Below are 20,056 nucleotides of genomic sequence, written 5' to 3'. Positions count from 1 at the left end.
GCAGCCCCGCACGGACCCTGGCTTGGCCAGCGCCGAAGACGGGCTTGTCATCCTGGACGGTCCCAATGGATTGGCGGTGACCATGACGGCGGACGCCGCGGCACTGACCGGCCGCAACCTGATCTCGGCCGCGGAAATCGCCCGGCAGCAGATGGCCGCAAAATTGGAGAATGGTGATGTTTGACCCCTTTTCAAACTGGCGGCGCTTGATGGTGGCGGGCCAGTCCATGACGGGCACGGGCGTGCGCGTCATGGAAACGCTGGGCGCCGCCAATGCGGTGATCGCCGCGCGCACCCCCATCATCGACGCCGCCATGCGCTCGCCCCTGACCGGTGACCATGTCGAACTCGGCCGCATGGTGCCGGAAAAGGTGGAAGCCTTCTCCCAGGCGGGATCGGCGATGGTCACCGCCTGGTGGCAGGCACAGTCGTTATGGGTCGCGCATATGCAGCATCTGGGCGGCATGGCCATGCGCGGGCGCGCGCCAACCGCCGGGGAGATGATGGCGCTCAACAGCAAGGTGGCGGACCTGACCCTGGACGGGATCGAAGCGGCGGTACGGTTGGGATCAACGGCGCTCGCCCCCGTTCATCGCAAGGCGACAGCCAATGCCCGGCGGCTGAAGCGCAAGGCCGCCAAGCGCGCCGGATGATGTCGACGGCGGCGACCGCCGGCGATTGAGGCGCACGAAAGCTTGACCATCGGTCATGATTTCGTGGCCCTGGTATTATGCGTGTGGCAGGTCGGCCTTTGCGGTTGCCGCATCACGTTCAATCTGTTGCCGCGCCGCATCGATCCAGGTTTTGCGGATTGTCCGATCCCGCTGGCCCCAGGGCACGGCCGTGCTATTGCTTTTCTGGTACAGGGCTTCCGCCAGCAACATCACCTTCATGTCATCCATGCGCGCTTTCCGCGTCAGCCGGCTGTGCCGGTTCGATGGCGTCGGGCCGGGTCCGGGCCGACTTTACAGGTTTAGGACCGCGCATTGACGATCGGGTGCGCGGGCGGTCAAACCAGCGATTGCCCCGGTCAAGGCAAGAGAGCAGGCGTGACCGGTCATCGTCGGTCAGGTCCGCTTCCGTGAGATGCCGGACCGGACTGACGGGGGGGAGCGGCTCCAGCACTTCGGTCGATTTTTTGCTTGCGGTTGACCTTTTCATTGGTCGGCTCCTGAGCTGGGAAGATGAAAGGGATTGGGGCGCTCGGATGTGTCGCCAGGCCGGCGAACAGAAAGGAAAGAGTGTCTGGTTCGTCATGCATGGCGCGATTCCGATAATCGGATTTCATTATCCATGCTTCTCCAAATTCGGATAGACGCGGAAAATACCTATAGTTAAATGGGAATGATTTACGAATTTTCCAGGAAGAATAAATTATCCGATTTTATTATCTCATAGTTGTGCTGAATTTTAGGCTCTTTATTTAGTTCATCTGGTTGGTCCCAATGATTGCTCCTGATGGCGCCCGTCTTCCTGTTGGTGGGGGTGGCGGGAAGGGGGCGGAAATCCCGATGACGGTGCTGACAAGTGGCTTGGCAGCGGCGGGCGGTCCGTCCATGCTCCCGGCATCGGCACCCGGGAGAAAACTGCTTGCCCACGTCCCCGACGACGGACCCCTTGCGCGCCATCATGGGTGCCTACACCCAGGGACGCCTGGAAGAGGCGGAGAGGCTGTGCCAGGCCTTGCTTCGCCATGATGGCAGCCATATCGGCGGGCTGTTCATGCGGGCTGTGCTGCGGATGGCGGCCGGCGATGACGAGACGGCAGCCGGATTTTTCCAGCAGGCGCTGGCGCTGTCTCCCGCCATTGCCGATGCCTATGGCAATCTGGCGATGATACGGCAGCGTCAGGGCAACCTGCGGCAAGCGGGACTGCTGCTGGACCGTGCCCTGGCACTGTCACCCGACAATGCGGGCTGGCGGGCTGGCCGTGCGCTGTTGCGCCCGGAAACGGCGGCGGCGATGCGGGACTGCCGTCACGCCCTGGCGCTGTCGCCGGCCCATTCCGCCGCCTGGCGGGCGCTGGGCCATGCCCGACGGCTGGCGGGAGACCCGGTCGGGGCGGCCGCCGCCTTCGACCGGGCGCACCGCTGCGACCCCGGTTTTCTGCCCGTGCTGGACGAGGCGTTCATCTGCCGGCTGCTGACGGCCGACTGGCGGGATTATGACGAACAGCGGCAGCGGCTGCTGGCGCGCATCGACCAGGGTGGCCAGGCCCTGCCGCTGCTGATCCAATGGATCGGTATCGATCCGGCGCGCCAACGCCGGGTCGCCGCACAGGTTTTCCGGCAGCAGGTGGGGACGGTTGGCCCGCCATGGCCACGGTCCGGGGATGGCGGCGGTGGTGACGGCCGCGTGACCATTGCCTATCTCTCGGCCGATTTTCATGAGCATGCCACGGCCTATCTGGTCACCGAACTGTTCGAACGTCACGACCGGGGGCGGTTCCGTATCCTGGCCGGCAGTTACGGCCAGGATGATGGCAGCACCATCCGCCAGCGTATTCGGGGGGCGGTCGACGGTTTCCGGGATCTGGCCGGCCTGGGCGGCGCGCAGGTCGCGGCCTGGGCGAACGCGGAGCGGGTGGATATCCTGGTCGACCTGAAGGGTTTCACGGCGGGCGGGCGGCTGGATCTGCTGTCGCGGCGGCTGGCCCCCCTACAGGTGGCTTATCTGGGGTATCCCGGCACCATCGGGGACGGACCGCTGGATTACATCATCGGCGATCCGGTGGTGACACCGCCGGCCGACCAGCCCCTTTATCATGAGAAGCTTGCGATCCTGCCGGACTGTTATCAGGTGAACGACCGGCAGCGCCCGCTGCCCCTGTCCGCACCCGACCGCGCGGCCCTGGGGCTGCCGGCGGGGGGCTTCGTGTTCGGTGCGCTGCATGCCCCGCAAAAGCTGAACCCTGCGATGTTTGCCCTCTGGATGCGGCTGTTGCGCGCCGTGCCGGACAGTTGCTTGTGGCTGTATGATCCATACGGGGCCGCCGGTGACAATCTGCGCGACATGGCGCGCCGGTCGGGTGTTGACCCCGCCCGTCTGGTCTTTGCCGGCCCGGCGCCGCTGGCCACCCATCTGGCCCGCTATCGTGCCATCGACCTGTGCCTGGACAGTTTCCCCTATACCGGCCACACCACCACGTCCGATGCCCTGTGGATGGGTGTGCCGGTGGTCACCATGCTGGGGGACGGGTTCGCGGCCCGTGTCGCGGCCAGCCTGCTGCGTGCCGTCGGGCTGGCCGAACTGGTCGCTGCCGATCCGGATGGGTACGAGGCGCTGGCCCTGTCACTGGCGCGCGACGGTTCCCGGCTGGCGGGGCTGCGGCATCATCTGGAACAGGTGCGGCATACGGCCCCCCTGTTCGACACACCCCGTTTCACGGCACATCTGGAGGATGCCTACATGATGATGTGGGGCCGTCACCTGGCGGGCCTGCCGCCGGCGACCATGATTGTGCCGCCGCGCCCGGGGGTGCGGACAGCGGCGGATAGAGGGTTTCCCGACCCTGTGATTACTTAAAAATCACCGTCCGCGACCCGTCCATGATGATGCGGTGTTCCAACTGCCATTTCACGGCACGGGCCAGCACGGCGCATTCGACATCGCGGCCCATATCGACCAGATCCTCGGGCGTGTGGCTATGGTCCACGCGCTGGATGTCCTGTTCAATGATGGGGCCTTCATCCAGCACGTTGGTCACGAAATGCGCCGTGGCGCCGATAATCTTCACCCCGCGCTCATGCGCCTGGTGATAGGGCTTGGCCCCCTTGAAGCTGGGCAGGAAGCTGTGATGGATGTTGATGCAGCGGCCCGACAGCACCTCGCAGAATGAGGGTGACAGGATTTGCATGTAGCGGGCCAGCACCACCAGATTGGCGCCGCTCTCCTGGATGATCCTGGTGAACTGCGCTTCCTGGGCTTCCTTATTGCCCTTAGGTACCGGCAGATGGTGATAGGGGATGCCCGACCATTCGACGAAGCTGCGCATATCCTCATGGTTCGACACGACGGCGGGGATATCCATGCGCAGGCTGCCCGACCGCTGCCGGTGCAACAGGTCGTAAAGGCAGTGGCCGAACTTCGACACGGCGATCACCACCTTGGGCCGCACCGACAGGTCATGCAGTTCCCAATGCATGTCATATTGCCGCGCGATGGGCGTGAACCCTTCCTTCAGCGCGTCCAGGTCGGGGAAGTCGGCGCCATCGGCACGGAACACGGTGCGCATGAAGAACTGATTGTTCAGCGCATCGTTGAAATGGTTCGATTCCGTGATCGAGGCATCGTGCCGGGCCAGATATGTCGACACTGCCGCCACGATGCCCTTGCGGTCCGGGCAGCGCACGATCAGCACATAAGGGCCCTGTTCACCGATCACCGACATGTTACGCACCCGCCACTTCCGATAAATTTCGACAAGGGCAGGAGAGTTGCGACTGGCGCGCGGCCTTGTCCACCCCCAGATTAAACGAAGGCGGCAAAAGGATGGCCGCCATGCAAAAACCGCTTGACGTGCGCGGAAGCTTATCTTACCTTTTACGTAAACGTAAGCCACCTGTCAGCGACAAGGGCCGTTGCATGCTGAATATAGTTGACCAGGCCAAGCCCGCCTATAACCCGGCGCAAACCTTCACCATCGGTCAGTTGGCGGAGGAATTCGGCCTGACCCTGCGCTCTTTGCGATTCTATGAGGATGAGGGGCTGATTTCCCCCGCCCGCATGGGGCAGACCCGTATCTATACCCACCGTGACCGCGCGCGGCTGAAGCTGATCTGCCGGGGCAAGCGGCTGGGATTTTCCATCGGGGAAATAAAGGATTTCCTCGATCTTTACGATACGGACGAGGCGCAGGTGGAGCAGATGACGTATCTGCTGCGCGGCGCGCGTAACCGTATCCGGCACCTGGAACAGCAGTTGCGCGATGTGCAACAGACGCTGAAGGAATTGCATGAGATCGACGGCCTGATCGTGTCGCACCTTCATTCGAAGGGCGTGCAGGTTCCGACCGAATAAACCGCTTTCCTTGAGCGGCGTGATTTCATACGTTCGTTTGAATTTGTCCTTCCGACCCAATGGTACCGCCCGTGAGAGGCGGACCGCAGCCAACCCCAGGCGAGGAGTGCTCCAGAGATGAAGAACGTCGTGATTGCCGGTTACGCCCGGTCCCCCTTCCACATTGCCAACAAGGGTGAACTGACGAAGGTGCGTCCGGATGATCTGGCCGCCGCGGTTGTGAAGGAACTGCTGGCCCGGACCGGTGTTGACGGCGCCGCCGTGGAAGACCTGATCATGGGCTGCGCCTTCCCGGAAGGGGAGCAGGGCTTCAACGTCGCCAAGCTGGTCGCCATGATTGCCGGCCTGCCGCAGTCGGTGGCGGGCGCCACCGTCAACCGTTTCTGCGGTTCGTCGATGCAGGCCATCCACCAGGCCGCCGGCGCCATTGCGCTGGGCGCCGGTGACTGCTTCATCGCCGCCGGTGTGGAAAGCATGAGCCGCGTGCCCATGGGCGGTTACAACCCGATGCCCAACGCCGTTCTGCATGCCGCCAACCCCGGCGCTTACATGTCCATGGGCATCACGGCCGAAAATCTGGCCAAGAAGTTCGGCTTCACCCGCGCCCAGCAGGAAGCCTATGCGGTCGAGTCCCACGCCAAGGCCGCCAAGGCCCAGGCCGAGGGCCGGTTCGAGGCCGAGATCGTCCCCATCACCACGCCGGGCGGCAAGGTGGTGAGCCAGGATGGCGGCATCCGCGCTGGTACGACCGCTGAGGGTCTGGCGACCCTGAAGCTGGCCTTTGACGCCGAAAACGGCACCGTCACGGCCGGCACCTCCTCGCCGCTGACCGATGGCGCGTCGGCCACGCTGGTCTGCTCGGAAGATTTCGCCAAGGCCCATGGCCTGAAGATCCTGGCCAAGATCCGCTCCATCGCCGTGTCGGGCTGCGACGCCACCATCATGGGCTATGGCCCGGTTCCGGCGTCCAAGAAGGCGCTGGCCCGCGCTGGCCTGACCATCGCCGATATCGACATCGTGGAAAGCAACGAGGCGTTTGCCGTGCAGTCCATGACGGTCGCCCAGGAACTGGGCTTCGACCCGGCCAAGGTGAACCTGGATGGCGGTGCGCTGGCGCTTGGTCACCCTCTGGGCGCCACCGGTGCCCGCATCACCGGCAAGGCCGCCAGCCTGCTGCAGCGTGAGGGCAAGGCCCTGGCGCTGGCCACCCAGTGCATCGGCGGCGGTCAGGGCATCGCCACCATCCTGGAAGCGGTCTGATCGGCGGCTTCAAGCGGGAGGAAACACCCATGACCATCAAGAAAGCCGCCGTCATCGGCTCCGGCGTAATGGGCAGCGGCATCGCCGCCCATATCGCCAATGCGGGCATTCCCGTGTATCTGCTGGACATCGTCCCGCAGGCGGTGAAGGACAATGGCGGCGACCGTTCGGTCGTTGCCAAGACCGCAATCGACAAGATGCTGAAGACCGACCCGGCCCCCTTCATGCACAGGAAGGCCGCTTCCCTCGTCACCCCCGGCAATATCGAGGATGACCTGGAAAAGCTGGCCGATGTCGACTGGATCGTCGAAGCCGTGCTGGAGAACCCCAAGGTCAAGCACGACCTTTATCAGAAGCTGGAAGCGGTGCGTAAGGACGGCTCCATCGTCTCGTCCAACACCTCGACCATCCCGCTGTCCATCCTGCTGGAAGGTCAGACGGAACGGTTTGCGGCCGATTTCTGCATCACCCACTTCTTCAATCCGCCGCGCTATATGCGTCTGCTGGAAGTGGTGAAGGGTCCCAAGACCCGTCAGGATGCGTTTGATACCGTCAGCGCCTTCTGCGACCGCGTCCTGGGCAAGGGCGTGGTGGAATGCAAGGACACGCCGGGCTTCATCGCCAACCGCATCGGCACCTATTTCATGGCCGTCGCCGTGAACGAGGCCATCGATGGCGGCCTGACGGTGGAAGAGGCGGACGCCATCACCGGCCGTCCCATGGGCATTCCCAAGACCGGCACCTTCGGCCTGATCGATCTGGTCGGTCTGGACCTGATGCCGCTGATCTCCAAGTCGCTGCTGTCCACGCTGCCGGCCGACGATGATTATCGCCGTATCCATCGCGACAACGCGCTGGCCAACAAGATGATCGCCGAAGGGTACACGGGCCGCAAGGGCAAGGGTGGGTTCTACCGCCAGACCAAGCTGGCCGATGGCCGCCGCGTCAAGGAAGCCATCGACCTGACGACGGGCGTCTATCGCAAGTCGGAAAAGGCCACGCTGGCCTCGGCTTCGGCCAAGAACCTGAAGGCGCTGGTGGAAACCGCCGATGCCGGCGGCGCCTATGCCTGGCGTGTGCTGTCGCAGGCGCTGTCCTACGCCGCCGATCTGGTGCCGCAGATTGCCGAACAGATCACGGCCGTCGATGACGCGATGCGCCTGGGTTACAACTGGAAGGCCGGCCCGTTCGAGCTGATCGACCAGTTGGGCACCGGCTGGTTTGCCGAGAAGCTGACCGCCGAGGGCAAGGCCATTCCGCACATGGTGAAGGTGGCCGCCGGCCGTCCCTTCTACAAGGTGGAAGGCTCCAAGCTGCTGTTCCTGGGCACCGATGGCGAGTATGCCGAGGTGAAGCGTCCGGACGGCGTGCTGCTGCTGACCGACATCAAGCGCGGGTCGAAGCCGGTGACCAAGAACGGCTCGGCCAGCCTGTGGGATATCGGCGACGGCGTCCTGTGCCTGGAATTCACGTCCAAGATGAACGCGCTGGACGCGGACATCATGGCCATGATCCGCAAGGCCATGGGCATCATCGGCGACGGCAAGTCCGGCCCGTTCAAGGCCTTGGTGGTGCATAACGAGGCGTCGAACTTCTCTGTCGGCGCCAATCTGGGCCTGGCCCTGTTTGCCATCAATATCGGCCTGTATCCGCAGATCGAAGCGTCCATCGCCGATGGCCAGCAGACCTACAAGGCCCTGAAATACGCGCCGTTCCCCACGGTCTCTGCCCCGTCGGGCATGGCACTGGGTGGTGGTTGCGAAATCCTGCTGCACAGCTCCGCCGTGCAGGCCCATGCCGAAACCTACACCGGTCTGGTAGAGGTCGGCGTCGGTGTGCTGCCCGGCTGGGGCGGGTCGAAGGAGATGGTCATCCGCCATCTGGCCAACAAGCGTCGTCCAGGCGGCCCCATGCCGGCCCTGTCGGCGGCGTTCGAGGCCATCAGCACCGCCAAGGTCGCCAAGTCGGCGTTCGAGGCGCGCGACATGCTGATCCTGCGTCCGACCGACGGCATCACCTTCAACAAGGATCGTCTGCTGGCTGACGCCAAGGCCAAGGCTCTGGAACTGGCGGCGAACTATACCCCGCCGCAGGAACCGGAAATCCGGCTGCCGGGCCCGACGGCCGCCGCCGCGTTCTCCATGGCGGTGGAAGGTTTCGCGGGTCAGGGCAAGGCCACCAAGCATGACGTGGTCGTGTCCAACGCCGTGGCCTTCGTGCTGTCCGGTGGCAACACCGACATCACGCAGGTGATGACCGAAGACGACCTGCTGACGCTGGAGCGGGAAGGGTTCCTGGCCCTGACCAAGACCACCGGCACCATCAACCGCATCGAACATATGCTGGAAACCGGCAAGCCGCTGCGGAACTGACCTGTTGGTCCCTCACCCTCCCACCCGCCGAAGCGGGTGGGCCCCTCCCTCTCCCGCTACGCGGTAGAGGGCCCAATTTCCGCCCCTCGCCCACGTCAGTGGGAGAGGGAGGGGCCCAAGCCGGAAGGCTTGGGAGGGTGAGGGCCCTGCAACATCTCCCTTCGTGATGTTGCGCCCTGTTTCACATCTCCCCTGTCCACCCTATCGACGCCCCGAGGTGCCCCATCTGCCATCTTGTCTGAATCCTGATCGGGTGCCGGACATGGTGGGGGATGACGGTCTGCCGCGGTAGCGGTCCACACGGAGAGTTCCCATGCCCGTCTACAAGGCCCCGCTCGAAGATATCTCCTTCGTGCTGAACGACGTCCTGAATGCCGAACAGCTTTCCAAGCTGCCGGGGTTTGAGGATGCGACCCCCGACCTGATCTCGTCCGTTCTCGAAGAAGCCGCCAAGCTGTGCGAGAACGTGCTGCAGCCCCTGAACCGTTCGGGTCACGAGGAAGGCTGCCACTATGAGAATGGCGTTGTGCGCACGCCCAAGGGCTTCAAGGAAGCCTATGAGACCTATCGCGAAGGCGGCTGGCAGGGTCTGGCCTTCGATCCCGATTACGGCGGACAGGGCCTGCCGCACACGGTCGGCTTCGTGCTGGAAGAGCTGATGTGTTCGTCCAACATGGCCTTTGCCATGTATCCGGGACTGACCCATGGCGCCATGAACGCCATCCGGGCGCATGCCAGCGACGAGTTGAAGGCGCAATACCTGCCCAAGATGGTTTCGTCCGAATGGTCCGGCACCATGTGCCTGACGGAGCCGCATTGCGGCACCGATCTGGGCCTGATGAAGACCAAGGCCGTGCCCAGCGATGATGGCAGCTACCGCATCACCGGCACCAAGATCTTCATCTCCGCCGGTGAACATGACCTGACCAGCAACATCATCCATCTGGTGCTGGCCAAGCTGCCCGACGCCCCGCCGGGCATCAAGGGCATCAGCCTGTTCCTGGTGCCGAAGTTCCTGCCCAACGAGAATAATGAACCCGGCGTGCGCAACGGCGTGATGTGCGGTTCCATCGAGCATAAGATGGGCATCATGGCCAACGCCACCTGCGTCATGAATTTCGACGATGCCAAGGGCTGGCTGGTGGGCGAGCCGCACAAGGGCATGCGCGCCATGTTCACCATGATGAACAGCGCCCGTCTGGGCGTGGGCATGCAGGGTCTGGGCGTGGCCGCCGTCGCCTATCAGAACGCCGTCGCCTATGCCAAGGACCGTATCCAGGGCCGCTCGCTGTCGGGCGTCAAGGCCCCGGACAAGGCCGCCGATCCCATCATCGTGCATCCCGACGTGCGCAAGAACCTGATGCAGGCCAAGGCCTTCACCGAGGGTGCCCGCGCCCTGGGCTACTGGGTCGGCATGATGATCGATCTGGTGGAAAAGCACCCGGACCCGGTGGTCCGTCAGGAAGCCGACGATTTCGTGGCCCTGCTGACCCCCGTCGTGAAGGCCTATTTCACCGACATGGGTTACGAGGTCGCGACCAACAGCCAGCAGATGTATGGCGGTCACGGCTATATCCGTGAATGGGGCATGGAACAGTTCGTGCGCGATGCCCGTATCGCCATGATCTATGAAGGGGCCAACGGCATCCAGGCGCTGGATCTGGTCGGCCGCAAGCTGCCGCAGAATCTGGGCCGCCTGCTGCGCCGTTTCTTCCACCCGATGCAGGCGGAACTGGAGCAGAGCCAGGAGAACCCGGCGCTGCTGGAATTTGTCATCCCCGTCGCCAAGGCCTTCGGCAAGCTGCAGCAGGCGACCGCCGTGGTGGCCCAGAAGGGCATGGCCCGTCCGGATGAGGCGGGTGCCGCCTCCACCGACTATCTGCGCATCTTCGGCCTGGTGGCCGTGGGCTGGATGTGGCTGAAGATGGTGAAGGTAGCCCAGGCTAAGCTGGCCGAGGGTGCGGACGGCAAGGAGTCGTTCTACGACGCCAAGATCAAGACGGCCCGCTTCTTCGTTGAGAAGATGCTGCCGGAGGTGGATTTCCGCTTCAAGAGCCTGATGTCCGGGGCCAAGTCCATGATGGAAATGGACGCCGACCAGTTCTGATTTTCAACAGGGTGAAGGCTCTGCAACTCCAAAGGCTGCCGGTGCGACCCGGCAGCCTTTTTTCTAGCGCCGGGATGCCCTGCCGGCGTTACCTTGTGCCCGTGCCGCTGATCCAGCCGCCACCCAGCATGCGCTCCCCGTCATAGAAGACGGCCGCCTGTCCGGGAGAGATGCCATACTGCGCGGCTTCCAGTTCCACCACGCCATTGCCGTCGCCATGCAGGACCAGGACGGCCGGCGCCGGATGCTGGGCAGAGCGCAGCTTCACCGACACCGGCAGGGGCACGCCCACCGCATCCGGACCCAGCCAGTTCAGTTCCCGCACCATGACCTTGTCACGGGCGAGCGCGGCGCGCGGCCCCACGACCACCTGATTGGCCACGGGGTCGACACGCACGACATAGAGCGGATCGACATCGTCGCCCGCGTCGGTCTTGCGCCCGCCGATGCCCAGACCCTTGCGCTGTCCCACCGTGTAATTGATCACGCCGTCATGCCGGCCCATCACGGTGCCGTCCACATGCACGATCTCCCCCGGCCGCACGGCACCGGGGCGCAGCTTCTCCACCACCTTGGCATAGCCGCCGGTGGGCACGAAGCAGATATCCTGGCTGTCGGGCTTGTCCGCCACGGCCAGGCCCAGCGTATCGGCGATGGCGCGGGTTTCCGTCTTCGGCTTGGTCCCCAGGGGGAAGCGCAGGAAATCCAACTGTTCCTGCGTGGTGGCGAACAGGAAATAGGACTGGTCGCGATTATGGTCCGCCCCGCGCAGCATGGCGGCGCGGCCCGCCACCATCTCCCGCCTTGCATAATGGCCCGTGGCCATGCAATCGGCGCCCAGTTCGCGGGCCTGATCCAGCAGGTCCTTGAACTTGACCGTCTGGTTACAGCGGACACAGGGGATGGGCGTCTCCCCCTTCAGATAGGTATCGACGAAATCATCCATCACCGACTGCTTGAACCGGCTTTCATAGTCCAGCACGTAATGGGGAATGTCGATCTGGTCGGCGACGCGGCGCGCGTCATAGATGTCCTGACCGGCACAGCAGGCGCCCTTCTTGCCGACCGTCATGCCGTAATCATAGAGCTGCAGCGTGATGCCGACGACGTCATAGCCTTCACGGCGCAACATGGCCGCAGCAACGGAACTGTCGACGCCGCCGGACATGGCGACGACAACGCGGGTATCGGCCGGGGCCTTATCAATGCCAAGCGAGTTCATGGCCGATATATAGCCGCAAATCGCGTCCGGACAATCGCGCATCCCTTGCGGGGCCGCCATACGCAATACCGCGTCCCCGTGATCGTCACCGATCACGGAGCTTCAGTTGCCAGCGCCGCCGGACCCGTTCTTGTTGAGAAAAGCTCAACGGGAACGGGTATGAGCCGCTGGTATCGCGATGCCGATTTCTGTAAAACACTTGTTTGAATGAACAGGCAACCGGGGAACGCTCCATGCCCACCGTGACCGCCAACGGCATCAGCATCGCGTATCGGGATGAAGGGCAGGGGCCGGCCCTGCTGCTCTGCCATGGCTGGCCCGAACTGGGGCATAGCTGGCGCCATCAGGTGCCGGCGCTGGTGGCCGCAGGATATCGGGTGATCGTGCCCGACATGCGGGGTTTCGGCGGTACCGACGCGCCGGCGGCAGTGGAGGATTATACGATCCTGCATCTGGTGGGCGACATGCTGGGTCTGCTGGATGCGCTGAAGATCGAAAGCTGCGCCATCATCGGCCATGACTGGGGTGCCCCCGTCGCCTGGCATGCCGCCCTGCTGCGCCCGGACCGGTTCCGCGCCGTGGCCGGTTTGGCCGTGCCCTGGTCGCCGCGCGGGGACAAGGGCAGCTTGGTCGGCATGGCCCGCGCCCAGGGACTGAACCGGTTCTACATGGTCTGGTTTCAGGAACCGGGCGTCGCGGAGGCCGATCTGGAGCGCGATCCCTATGAGACCCATCGCCGCCTGCTGGTCGGTGCCTCCGGTGCATCGGCGGCGGCTGGCAAGGGCTGGCCCCTGGTGATCCCGGACGGGCAGGGGCTGGTGGAGACATGTCCGCCGGTGGACACGCTGCCCGACTGGCTGAGTAAAGAGGATTTGCAAACCTACGCCGCCACCTATGCCCGCACCGGCTATCGCGGCGGCCTGAACTGGTACCGCAACCTGGACCGCAACTGGGCCCTGACGGCCCCCTGGCATGGCGCCCCCATCACCGTGCCCGCCTGCTTCATCGCCGGAAAGCTGGACGCCGTGCTGCGTATGCCCGGCATGAACAAGGCGCTGCGGGCCATGGAGGGCACGACCTGCACGGATTTCCGGGGCACGACCCTGGTGGACGGCGCGGGCCATTGGGTACAGCAGGAGGCACCGGGAGCCGTGAACGCGGCGCTGCTGGCGTTTTTGGGTGGGGTTTGAGCGGGCCGGGGACTGGACAGTGACCGCGCTGCCGCCCATACTCAGATCATGGCAGGACATATCGACCTTGACGACAGCACCGCCGACACCCTGGCAAGGCTTCAGGCCCTGACCGGGCGAAGCGCTGTGTCCATCCTGGGGGATGCCCTGGACGCGGAATTGATCCGGGTCGAAAAGGAAGCGATCCGTGCGGCCATCCTTGAAGGGGCCGCGGCGGCCGATGCCGGCAACTTCACGACGCTTTCCATGGATGAGATATTTGAGATCGGGATCGCCCGCGCCAAACAGCCGGTTGCCAAAGGCAACTGACCGTTATGCCGTGGCGGCTGACCGAACCTGCTGCCAGAGACCTTCTCAGCATCGCTGAATATACGGCGCATCAGTGGGGCGATGGACAAGCCTGGATACAAGGCCACGCTGATCAAGCAATTCGACCGGATCGCTGAAGACCCGTTCCTGTTGGGCAGCCGCGCGCAGGACGAATATTCACCGGGCAGCCGATCCATCCTGGTGGAGCGGCATGTGGTGGTTTATCGCCTGCGTGAAGGCGTAACGGAAGTGCTGCGTATCCTGCATCAGCGGATGGATTTGTCGCTGCATTATCTGAGATGAGGATTACGCGGCCACTGTCTTCGTCACTGTCTCCGGATCGCGATGGGTAAGTGTCAGATAGGCACGACTGGCCGCATCCGGTTCCCGCTCTCCGCGCTCCCACTTGGGCAAGGTGTCGATGGGCAGCGCGAAGCGAACTCCGCTTGGCTGAGACTTGTGGATTGATGGATGGAGTGGACATCGACCTTGGGGACGATAGCGACGTGGTTGGGGCAAACATCCGTTGGGTTGCCACCGATATAGTCGATGTATTCGCCCAGACCTTCGAGAATATCGGCGCTGATGGATCGATCGGCTTGATCATTCCACATCTCCCGTGCCTTTTTGAATTGATCATGAAGAACTACGGCACTGCGTAACGTGATGGCTTGGATGATAATAATTAATAAACTTATGACTCAAATTTCGAATAAAAATAGCACTACTTCTGGTATCATCAAAAACCGAATTTTTACAAGTAATGAGGGTGATCTCAGTGGAAGAGGCGATTGATAGATATCATGTTGCAAAAGGGTATTTTCAATCATCAATCATGATTTTCCGAAATCCGGAAAGAAATTCTCCAAGTAGAGAGATTTTAACGTTGCCATCCATGTATATGTTATGTGGATTCGCGCTGGAGCTTTATTTTAAGTCTTGGCTATTGGAAAGTGGTCGACCATCAGAAAATGTGCGTAGATATGGTCATAAAATTTCAAAACTATATGAAGAGGCAAAGAAAGAATCTCTACCATCTTTACATGGTTTAGAAGGCTTGGTCCAAGATCTTGCGCCTGGGCACGAGAATTTGACATTTCGCTATATGAGTAAAGATGACAATTTTCCGATGCTCAATTGGGAGGGTGTCTTTTCTATCTTGAATGATCTTGATACTATAGTCGATGAAAAGGTTGGAGCGAGTGAATCGCGTGGCCTAGCCCCCGGTCATTGACAAACAAATATGTCTAGGATGAATATTTCCTAGTTACACATCCAAATCCTGCGCAAATTTCGCATTCTCCGTAATAAACTTGAAACGCAGCTCCGGCTTGCGGCCCATCAGGCTTTCTACCAGCGCCTTGGTTTCCTCGACATCGTCCTGCTGATCGGGGTCGCGCAGGTCGGGGACCACGACGCGCAGCAGGGTGCGCTTTTTCGGGTCCATGGTGGTTTCCTTCAATTGCGCGGGCGGCATTTCGCCCAGGCCCTTGAAGCGGCTGATTTCCACCTTGCCCTTGACCGACTTGAAGACGGTCTTCATCAACTCGTCCTTATGCGCATCGTCGCGGGCATAGCGCGTGTTGCCGCCGCCGGCCAGTCGATAGAGCGGGGGCAATGCCAGGTACAGGTGCCCCTGCTGGATCAGGGCCGGCATCTCGCGATAGAAGAAGGTCATCAGCAACGAGGCGATATGGGCGCCGTCCACGTCGGCGTCGGTCATGATGATGACGCGTTCATAGCGCAGCTTGTCGACGCTGAATTCCTTGCCGGTGCCACAGCCCAGCGCCTGGGCCAGATCGGCCAGTTCCTGGTTGCCGCGCAGCTTGTCCACGCTGGCCGAGGCCACGTTCAGGATCTTGCCGCGCAGTGGCAGGATGGCCTGGGTCTCGCGGCTTCGGGCCTGTTTGGCGGACCCGCCGGCCGAATCGCCCTCCACGATGAAGATCTCGGTATCCTCGGCGCTCTGGCGCGAACAATCGGCCAGCTTGCCGGGCAGGCGCAGGCGACGGGTCGGCGTCTTGCGCGCCATCTCCTTCTGCGCCTTTTTGCGCGCCCGCTCCTCCGCCTTTTCAATCAACCGTTCGATCAGGCCCTTGGCGGCGTCGGGCGATCCCGACAGCCAATGGTCGAACCGGTCCTTGATGGCGTTTTCGGTCAGCTTCTGCGCATCGGCGCTGACCAGCCGTTCCTTGGTCTGGCCTTGGAAATGCGGGTCGCGGATGAAGACGGACAGCAGGATGGTGGCGCCTTCCATCACGTCTTCGGCCGTGATGCTGGCCGCCCGCTTGTTGCCCAGCATGTCGCCATAGGATTTGATGCCGCGCGTCAGGGCGCCGCGCAGCCCCACCTCATGCGTGCCGCCCAGCGGGGTGGGGATGGTGTTGCAGTAGGTGTGGCTGAAACCTTCATCATCCTCCGGCCAGGCGATGGCCCATTCCACGCGCCCCGCCTCTCCCGGAAAATCCGCCTGTCCGGCAAAGGGCAGGGGCGTAACGGTGGTCCGGCTTTTCAGCGTGCCGTTCAGATAATCCAGCAGGCCGTTGGGGAAATGCAGCACCTCTGCCGCCGGCACACCGCTGTCGGCATTGATCAGGGCCGTGTCGCAGGACCAGCGGATTTCCACGCCGCGATAGAGATAGGCCTTGGACCGGCACAGGCGGTAGAGCCGTTCCGGCTTGAAATGCGCTTCCGCCCCGAAAATCTCCGCATCGGGATGGAAACTGACGGTGGTGCCGCGCCGGTTCTGCACCGGGCCCGCATGGGTCAGCGGCCCCAGCGACAGCCCACGGGAGAAGGTCTGGGTATAAAGCTGGCGGTCGCGCGCCACCTCCACATGCAGCCGGTCGGAGAGCGCGTTCACAACGGCCGAGCCGACGCCATGCAGGCCGCCCGACGTCGCATAGACCTTGCCGGAGAACTTGCCGCCGGAATGCAGGGTGGTGAAGATCACCTCCAGCGCCGACTTTCCCGGATATTTCGGGTGTTCGTCGGTGGGGATGCCACGGCCATTGTCGCGCACCGTCACGGTCCCGTCGGCGGACAGGTCCAGGTCGATGCGGCTGGCATGGCCGGCCACGGCCTCATCCATGGCATTGTCCAGGATTTCGGCCACCAGATGGTGCAAGGCACGGTCATCGGTGCCGCCGATATACATGCCGGGACGGCGGCGGACGGGTTCCAGCCCCTCCAGGACCTCGATGTCCTGGGCGGAATAGCTGTCTTGCTTGGCGGCGGTATTCTGGAAAAGGTCGCTCATGCGCCATTATAGGAATGGGTCGGGCTCTTGTTCAAGGAGATGCGGTGTCTCCCGACGATATAGACCCCTACATTTTGATGACAGAGGGAGTGCCAGACCATGAGCCAGGAACGCATGCCGGATTTCGACCGTGATGCCCCCTCCATGCGCACCTTCGCCATGCCGGCCGATCTGAACGGCAATGGTCAGGTCTTCGGCGGCTGGGTGATGTCGCAGATGGATCTGGCCGGAGCGGCCCCCGCCATCCGCGCCGCGCGGGGGCCGGTGGCCACCATCGGGGTGGAGGCGATGAAATTCCACCGCCCCATTGCCGTGGGGGACGAGGTCAACTGCTATACGGCGGTGGAGCGGATCGGCAATACCTCCATCCGGGTACGGGTGGATGTCTGGGTGCGCCGCTATGACGGCACGGCCTACAAGGTGACGGAAGGGGTCTTCACCTATGTGGCGCTGGGCAAGGACGGGCGGCCCCGTCCGGTGGCGCCGCCCGACTCCGTCGCGGTGTGATGTGTCACACCTGTCATAATTCATGATCGCCGCCGAAGCCCTTTGATCCCGTTGGGTCGGGATTTAAGGGCCGCTGGTGTCAACAGGCCGGCGCAGCACCCAGATTTTCAGCATGTTCCGGCCCTTATGCCGCTCCCATTTCGGGTTCAGCGCCGCCAGGGCCTCATCCCCCTTCACATCGCGGCTGTCGGCCAGGATCAGGCCGGCGGCGCGGGCCGCAGCTTCCACCCCGTCCGCACAATGCGGGTAGCCGGCCAGCGCCACCTCGGTTCCGTCTTCGTCCCGGAAATGGGCGAAGGTTCCGGCCGCCGTGCGGTCCGGATGGATTTCGGAGATGTAGAAGGCGCCGCCCGGCCGCAGCAGGTCGTGAACCCGCCTGAAGAATCCGGCCAGATCGCCGATATGTTCGATGACCAGGGCCGTCAGCGCGGCATCAAAGGGAAGGCCCGGAATCTCGATCCCGGCCATTACATCGCCCTGGATCAGCGTCACCGGAAAGCCCGACAGCTTCGCCCGCGCCTGTGCCAGCATGCCGGCCGACAGGTCCACGCCCGTGACCCGGTTGCCGGCCCGCGCCAGCCGCAGCGTATGGCGCCCGGTGCCGCAGCCGATTTCCAGAACATTCAATCCGCGCAGATGTGACCAGAGCGGCGGAAAGGCCAGTTCATCGGCCGCGACCGTCGGGTTCGGATACCGGTCATAAAGCCTTGCCCAGCGGTCATAGCCGGCCTGGTTGGTGGCAAGGGTCTGGTCGTGATCGGTCATGGCGCGCACATCTCCCCATCTTGCGTTCACCTGTACGCAAAGGGGCGTAGATTTAGATCCGGTCACCGGAAAGCAGCGCCACTGCGGGGCCGAAATTATCCGGCCCCGCTTCACGCGTCAACAGGGGGCACCGCGCCCCGCTCTCACTTCCGGTCGATGCGCACCAGCTTGCCATCCGGGGCGCCGGCTTCGATCAGGGCATACAGGCGCCCGTCGGGGCCGACCGCTACGTCGCGGGTGCGGGGCAGTTCGTCGGTCAACAGCCGTTCGGTGGCCACGACCTTGTCGCCTTCCACGTCCAGCCGCGCGATGCCGCCGGCCAGCAGGCCGACAATCAGGTCCCCCCGCCAGAAGGGCAGGGCGCCGCCATCATAGAAGGTCATGCCGGCCAGGGCCAGCGAGGGCACGAAATACAGTTCCGGCTGTGCCATGCCGGCCTTTTCGGTGCCTTCGCCAATCTTCAGGCCAAGGCCATAGGTCTTGCCATAGGTGATGACGGGCCAGCCGTAATTGGTGCCGGGGCGGATGATGTTGATCTCATCCCCGCCCTGCGGCCCATGCTCGCTTTCCCAGATCAGGCCTGTGCCGGGCTGGGTGGCCAGGCCCTGGGGATTGCGGTTGCCATAGGTGAAAATCTCCGGCAGCGCATCCGACCGGCCCACGAACGGGTTGTCGGCGGGCACGGTTCCGTCCCGATTCAGGCGGAACACCTTGCCGGCGGCATCCATCAGATCCTGCGCCCGGTCCTGTGACCCCCGCTCGCCAATGCCGAAATAGATATGGCCTTCCGTGTCAAAGGCAAAGCGGCTGCCGAAATGCAGGCCGCTATCGACCAGCGATCCCTTGAACAGCACCTTCATGTCCTTGAAGGCGGTGCCATCGTCGGTGAAACGGGCGATGACGGTGCGGTTGCCCTTGTCCTGATCGCGCGGCTTGGCATCCGGGCCCTTCACCGCCTTCTCCATGAAGGAGAGATAGACGAAGCGGTTCTGGGCATAGTCGGGGTCCAGCGCGATATCCAGAAGCCCGCCCTGCTTGAATTCCTCGATCTTCGGCAGGCCGGCGACCGGATCAGCCAGCAGCTTGCCATCCTTGATGACGCGGATAGTGCCCGTGCGTTCAGTGACCAGGATGCGCCCATCCGGCATGAAGGCGATGGCCCAGGGCGTGTCCAGCCCTTCCGCCACCACCGTCACCTTCACATCGTGCCGCGCCTTGGGCGCGGGGAAGGTGGTGAATTCCTGGGGCGCGGCGATGGCGGCGGTACCGGTCATCAGCATGACGGCGATGGCGGCCAGGGTCTTCCCGGTCAGGGACATGGGGGCAATTCTCCCGTCGGAACATGGATTTGTCCGCAATGTGGGGATTTTACCCGCCCCGAACAAGGCCAATTACGCATCCGGCCTTGTCTGGATGGCTACGGTCAGGCGCTTTTGGATGTCGGTCAGTGACACCGGTTTCACCAGATAGCCGGACGCCTGATACTGGATCGCCTGTTTCACAAGGTCGCTGGTCGCGTGGCTGGTGACCATGACGATGGGCGTGGTGGCGATCTGCCGGATATCGACCGACCGGACACGGCGCAGCACCTCGATCCCGTCCACGGGTTCCATTTCGATGTCGCACAGCACCGCGTCGGGTTTCAGCCGGGTGATGGAGGTGATGGCTGCCTCGCCATTCTCCGCCTCCGCAATCATGCGCACGCCGGCCTGGAACAGCAGCCTTTTCAGGATGCCGCGATAGAACTGGTCATCATCGACGACCAGAACCTTCAGTTTGGCGAAATCAATATCGGCCATGGCGCCGTCATCCCTTCACGATCTTGATCTGATGCCGCAAATCCTCGAAGGACTGGGCGATGTTCCAGCGCAAATCCTGCGCCGTGTCCTCGTCTCCCTGTTTCAGGGCCGCTTCGATCCGGGCAAAAAGATCGCCCAGCGCCACGGCACCGACACCATTGGCGGACCCTTTCAGGGAATGGGAACCATCCTTGGCGGCCTTCAGGTCGCCATTGTTCAACGCCTCCTCCACCGCCGATGCCCGCGC

At 63.2% G+C, this 20,056-nt stretch carries 21 protein-coding genes; 13 read left to right on the top strand and 8 right to left on the bottom strand.

The window, feature by feature from the left end:
* The first annotated feature begins 22 nt into the window (after positions 1-22).
* Both KBA48_RS18515 and KBA48_RS18510 read left to right on the top strand, forming a co-directional pair.
* Positions 23-184 carry a hypothetical protein gene (locus KBA48_RS18515; protein ID WP_292909081.1) on the top strand — a complete coding sequence of 54 codons (162 nt, stop codon included), beginning with the start codon at positions 23-25 and terminating at the stop codon, positions 182-184.
* A complete protein-coding gene (locus KBA48_RS18510) occupies positions 177-653 on the top strand; it encodes a hypothetical protein (protein ID WP_292909079.1) in 477 nt (158 codons plus the stop codon). The genes KBA48_RS18515 and KBA48_RS18510 overlap by 8 nt, the downstream gene beginning before the upstream one ends.
* Positions 654-728: 75 nt before the next feature.
* On the opposite strand, the gene KBA48_RS18505 is transcribed toward KBA48_RS18510, so the two are convergent.
* Positions 729-902 (bottom strand): hypothetical protein, encoded by a 174-nt coding sequence (locus tag KBA48_RS18505; protein ID WP_292909077.1) that lies wholly within the window; start codon positions 900-902, stop codon positions 729-731.
* A gap of 688 nt (positions 903-1,590) precedes the next feature.
* On the opposite strand from KBA48_RS18505, the gene KBA48_RS18500 reads away from it, so the two are divergent.
* Complete coding sequence (locus KBA48_RS18500) at positions 1,591-3,525, top strand: hypothetical protein (protein WP_292909075.1); 1,935 nt, start codon at positions 1,591-1,593, stop codon at positions 3,523-3,525.
* Here the strand turns inward: KBA48_RS18500 and purU are convergent.
* Complete coding sequence (gene purU, locus KBA48_RS18495) at positions 3,518-4,390, bottom strand: formyltetrahydrofolate deformylase (protein ID WP_292909073.1); 873 nt, start codon at positions 4,388-4,390, stop codon at positions 3,518-3,520. The genes KBA48_RS18500 and purU overlap by 8 nt on opposite strands.
* Before the next feature lie 194 nt (positions 4,391-4,584).
* Between purU and KBA48_RS18490 the strand changes: the two genes are divergently transcribed.
* The 4 genes from KBA48_RS18490 (at position 4,585) to KBA48_RS18475 (ending at position 10,758) form a co-directional block, all read left to right on the top strand.
* On the top strand, positions 4,585-5,019 hold the full coding sequence (locus KBA48_RS18490) for a MerR family DNA-binding transcriptional regulator (protein WP_292909071.1): 435 nt from the start codon (positions 4,585-4,587) through the stop codon (positions 5,017-5,019).
* A gap of 117 nt (positions 5,020-5,136) precedes the next feature.
* Positions 5,137-6,279 (top strand): thiolase family protein, encoded by a 1,143-nt coding sequence (locus KBA48_RS18485; protein WP_292909069.1) that lies wholly within the window; start codon positions 5,137-5,139, stop codon positions 6,277-6,279.
* A 29-nt stretch (positions 6,280-6,308) separates the two neighbouring features.
* On the top strand, positions 6,309-8,651 hold the full coding sequence (locus tag KBA48_RS18480) for a 3-hydroxyacyl-CoA dehydrogenase/enoyl-CoA hydratase family protein (protein ID WP_292909067.1): 2,343 nt from the start codon (positions 6,309-6,311) through the stop codon (positions 8,649-8,651).
* 313 nt (positions 8,652-8,964) lie between these two features.
* Complete coding sequence (locus KBA48_RS18475) at positions 8,965-10,758, top strand: acyl-CoA dehydrogenase C-terminal domain-containing protein (RefSeq protein ID WP_292909065.1); 1,794 nt, start codon at positions 8,965-8,967, stop codon at positions 10,756-10,758.
* A gap of 88 nt (positions 10,759-10,846) precedes the next feature.
* Here KBA48_RS18475 and mnmA read toward each other — a convergent pair whose 3' ends face one another.
* Positions 10,847-11,980, bottom strand: a complete 1,134-nt coding sequence (gene mnmA / locus KBA48_RS18470) for a tRNA 2-thiouridine(34) synthase MnmA (RefSeq protein WP_292909063.1) — start codon at positions 11,978-11,980, stop codon at positions 10,847-10,849.
* 233 nt (positions 11,981-12,213) lie between these two features.
* Here mnmA and KBA48_RS18465 point away from each other — a divergent pair, with 233 nt between their 5' ends.
* The 5 genes from KBA48_RS18465 to KBA48_RS18445 all read left to right on the top strand — a co-directional run bounded on the left by KBA48_RS18465 (position 12,214) and on the right by KBA48_RS18445 (position 14,713).
* Positions 12,214-13,170, top strand: a complete 957-nt coding sequence (locus KBA48_RS18465) for an alpha/beta hydrolase (protein ID WP_292909061.1) — start codon at positions 12,214-12,216, stop codon at positions 13,168-13,170.
* A 48-nt stretch (positions 13,171-13,218) separates the two neighbouring features.
* Positions 13,219-13,479, top strand: coding sequence for a hypothetical protein (locus KBA48_RS18460; protein ID WP_292909059.1), 261 nt, complete (start codon positions 13,219-13,221; stop codon positions 13,477-13,479).
* An 81-nt stretch (positions 13,480-13,560) separates the two neighbouring features.
* A complete protein-coding gene (locus KBA48_RS18455) occupies positions 13,561-13,782 on the top strand; it encodes a type II toxin-antitoxin system RelE/ParE family toxin (RefSeq protein WP_292909057.1) in 222 nt (73 codons plus the stop codon).
* A 173-nt stretch (positions 13,783-13,955) separates the two neighbouring features.
* Positions 13,956-14,141 carry a hypothetical protein gene (locus tag KBA48_RS18450; protein ID WP_292909055.1) on the top strand — a complete coding sequence of 62 codons (186 nt, stop codon included), beginning with the start codon at positions 13,956-13,958 and terminating at the stop codon, positions 14,139-14,141.
* A 116-nt stretch (positions 14,142-14,257) separates the two neighbouring features.
* Positions 14,258-14,713: a hypothetical protein gene (locus tag KBA48_RS18445; protein WP_292909053.1), complete on the top strand. Its 456-nt coding sequence runs from the start codon at positions 14,258-14,260 to the stop codon at positions 14,711-14,713.
* A 33-nt stretch (positions 14,714-14,746) separates the two neighbouring features.
* On the opposite strand, the gene parE is transcribed toward KBA48_RS18445, so the two are convergent.
* Entirely contained in the window at positions 14,747-16,738 is a 1,992-nt protein-coding gene (gene parE / locus KBA48_RS18440) for a DNA topoisomerase IV subunit B (protein WP_292909051.1), read from the bottom strand.
* Between the two features lie 99 nt (positions 16,739-16,837).
* On the opposite strand from parE, the gene KBA48_RS18435 reads away from it, so the two are divergent.
* Entirely contained in the window at positions 16,838-17,245 is a 408-nt protein-coding gene (locus KBA48_RS18435; protein ID WP_292909049.1) for a hotdog domain-containing protein, read from the top strand.
* A gap of 63 nt (positions 17,246-17,308) precedes the next feature.
* On the opposite strand, the gene KBA48_RS18430 is transcribed toward KBA48_RS18435, so the two are convergent.
* From KBA48_RS18430 to KBA48_RS18415, 4 genes are all read right to left on the bottom strand, one after another.
* Positions 17,309-18,010: a class I SAM-dependent methyltransferase gene (locus tag KBA48_RS18430; RefSeq protein WP_292909047.1), complete on the bottom strand. Its 702-nt coding sequence runs from the start codon at positions 18,008-18,010 to the stop codon at positions 17,309-17,311.
* Between the two features lie 143 nt (positions 18,011-18,153).
* Positions 18,154-19,329, bottom strand: a complete 1,176-nt coding sequence (locus tag KBA48_RS18425; RefSeq protein WP_292909045.1) for a PQQ-dependent sugar dehydrogenase — start codon at positions 19,327-19,329, stop codon at positions 18,154-18,156.
* 72 nt (positions 19,330-19,401) lie between these two features.
* Positions 19,402-19,809 carry a response regulator transcription factor gene (locus tag KBA48_RS18420; protein WP_292909043.1) on the bottom strand — a complete coding sequence of 136 codons (408 nt, stop codon included), beginning with the start codon at positions 19,807-19,809 and terminating at the stop codon, positions 19,402-19,404.
* 7 nt (positions 19,810-19,816) lie between these two features.
* The coding region (locus tag KBA48_RS18415) for an Hpt domain-containing protein (RefSeq protein ID WP_292909041.1) at positions 19,817-20,056 on the bottom strand (240 nt) is incomplete at its 5' end.

This window comes from Niveispirillum sp., assembly GCF_017996735.1.
GTDB lineage: Bacteria > Pseudomonadota > Alphaproteobacteria > Azospirillales > Azospirillaceae > Niveispirillum.
The sequence above is the reverse complement of the archived record's forward strand: the minus strand, read 5'-3'. Positions and strand labels throughout refer to the sequence as shown.

What these genes read in the sequence shown, in the direction of transcription:
- KBA48_RS18425 (WP_292909045.1), bottom strand. Translation starts at nt 19,329, where the DNA reads ATGTCCCTGACCGGGAAGACCCTGGCCGCCATCGCCGTCATGCTGATG.
- KBA48_RS18505 (WP_292909077.1), bottom strand. Translation starts at nt 902, where the DNA reads ATGGATGACATGAAGGTGATGTTGCTGGCGGAAGCCCTGTACCAGAAA.
- KBA48_RS18490 (WP_292909071.1), top strand. Translation starts at nt 4,585, where the DNA reads ATGCTGAATATAGTTGACCAGGCCAAGCCCGCCTATAACCCGGCGCAA.
- KBA48_RS18460 (WP_292909059.1), top strand. Translation starts at nt 13,219, where the DNA reads ATGGCAGGACATATCGACCTTGACGACAGCACCGCCGACACCCTGGCA.
- mnmA (WP_292909063.1), bottom strand. Translation starts at nt 11,980, where the DNA reads ATGAACTCGCTTGGCATTGATAAGGCCCCGGCCGATACCCGCGTTGTC.
- KBA48_RS18480 (WP_292909067.1), top strand. Translation starts at nt 6,309, where the DNA reads ATGACCATCAAGAAAGCCGCCGTCATCGGCTCCGGCGTAATGGGCAGC.
- parE (WP_292909051.1), bottom strand. Translation starts at nt 16,738, where the DNA reads ATGAGCGACCTTTTCCAGAATACCGCCGCCAAGCAAGACAGCTATTCC.
- purU (WP_292909073.1), bottom strand. Translation starts at nt 4,390, where the DNA reads ATGTCGGTGATCGGTGAACAGGGCCCTTATGTGCTGATCGTGCGCTGC.
- KBA48_RS18455 (WP_292909057.1), top strand. Translation starts at nt 13,561, where the DNA reads ATGGACAAGCCTGGATACAAGGCCACGCTGATCAAGCAATTCGACCGG.
- KBA48_RS18435 (WP_292909049.1), top strand. Translation starts at nt 16,838, where the DNA reads ATGAGCCAGGAACGCATGCCGGATTTCGACCGTGATGCCCCCTCCATG.
- KBA48_RS18485 (WP_292909069.1), top strand. Translation starts at nt 5,137, where the DNA reads ATGAAGAACGTCGTGATTGCCGGTTACGCCCGGTCCCCCTTCCACATT.
- KBA48_RS18475 (WP_292909065.1), top strand. Translation starts at nt 8,965, where the DNA reads ATGCCCGTCTACAAGGCCCCGCTCGAAGATATCTCCTTCGTGCTGAAC.
- KBA48_RS18430 (WP_292909047.1), bottom strand. Translation starts at nt 18,010, where the DNA reads ATGACCGATCACGACCAGACCCTTGCCACCAACCAGGCCGGCTATGAC.
- KBA48_RS18465 (WP_292909061.1), top strand. Translation starts at nt 12,214, where the DNA reads ATGCCCACCGTGACCGCCAACGGCATCAGCATCGCGTATCGGGATGAA.
- KBA48_RS18510 (WP_292909079.1), top strand. Translation starts at nt 177, where the DNA reads ATGTTTGACCCCTTTTCAAACTGGCGGCGCTTGATGGTGGCGGGCCAG.
- KBA48_RS18420 (WP_292909043.1), bottom strand. Translation starts at nt 19,809, where the DNA reads ATGGCCGATATTGATTTCGCCAAACTGAAGGTTCTGGTCGTCGATGAT.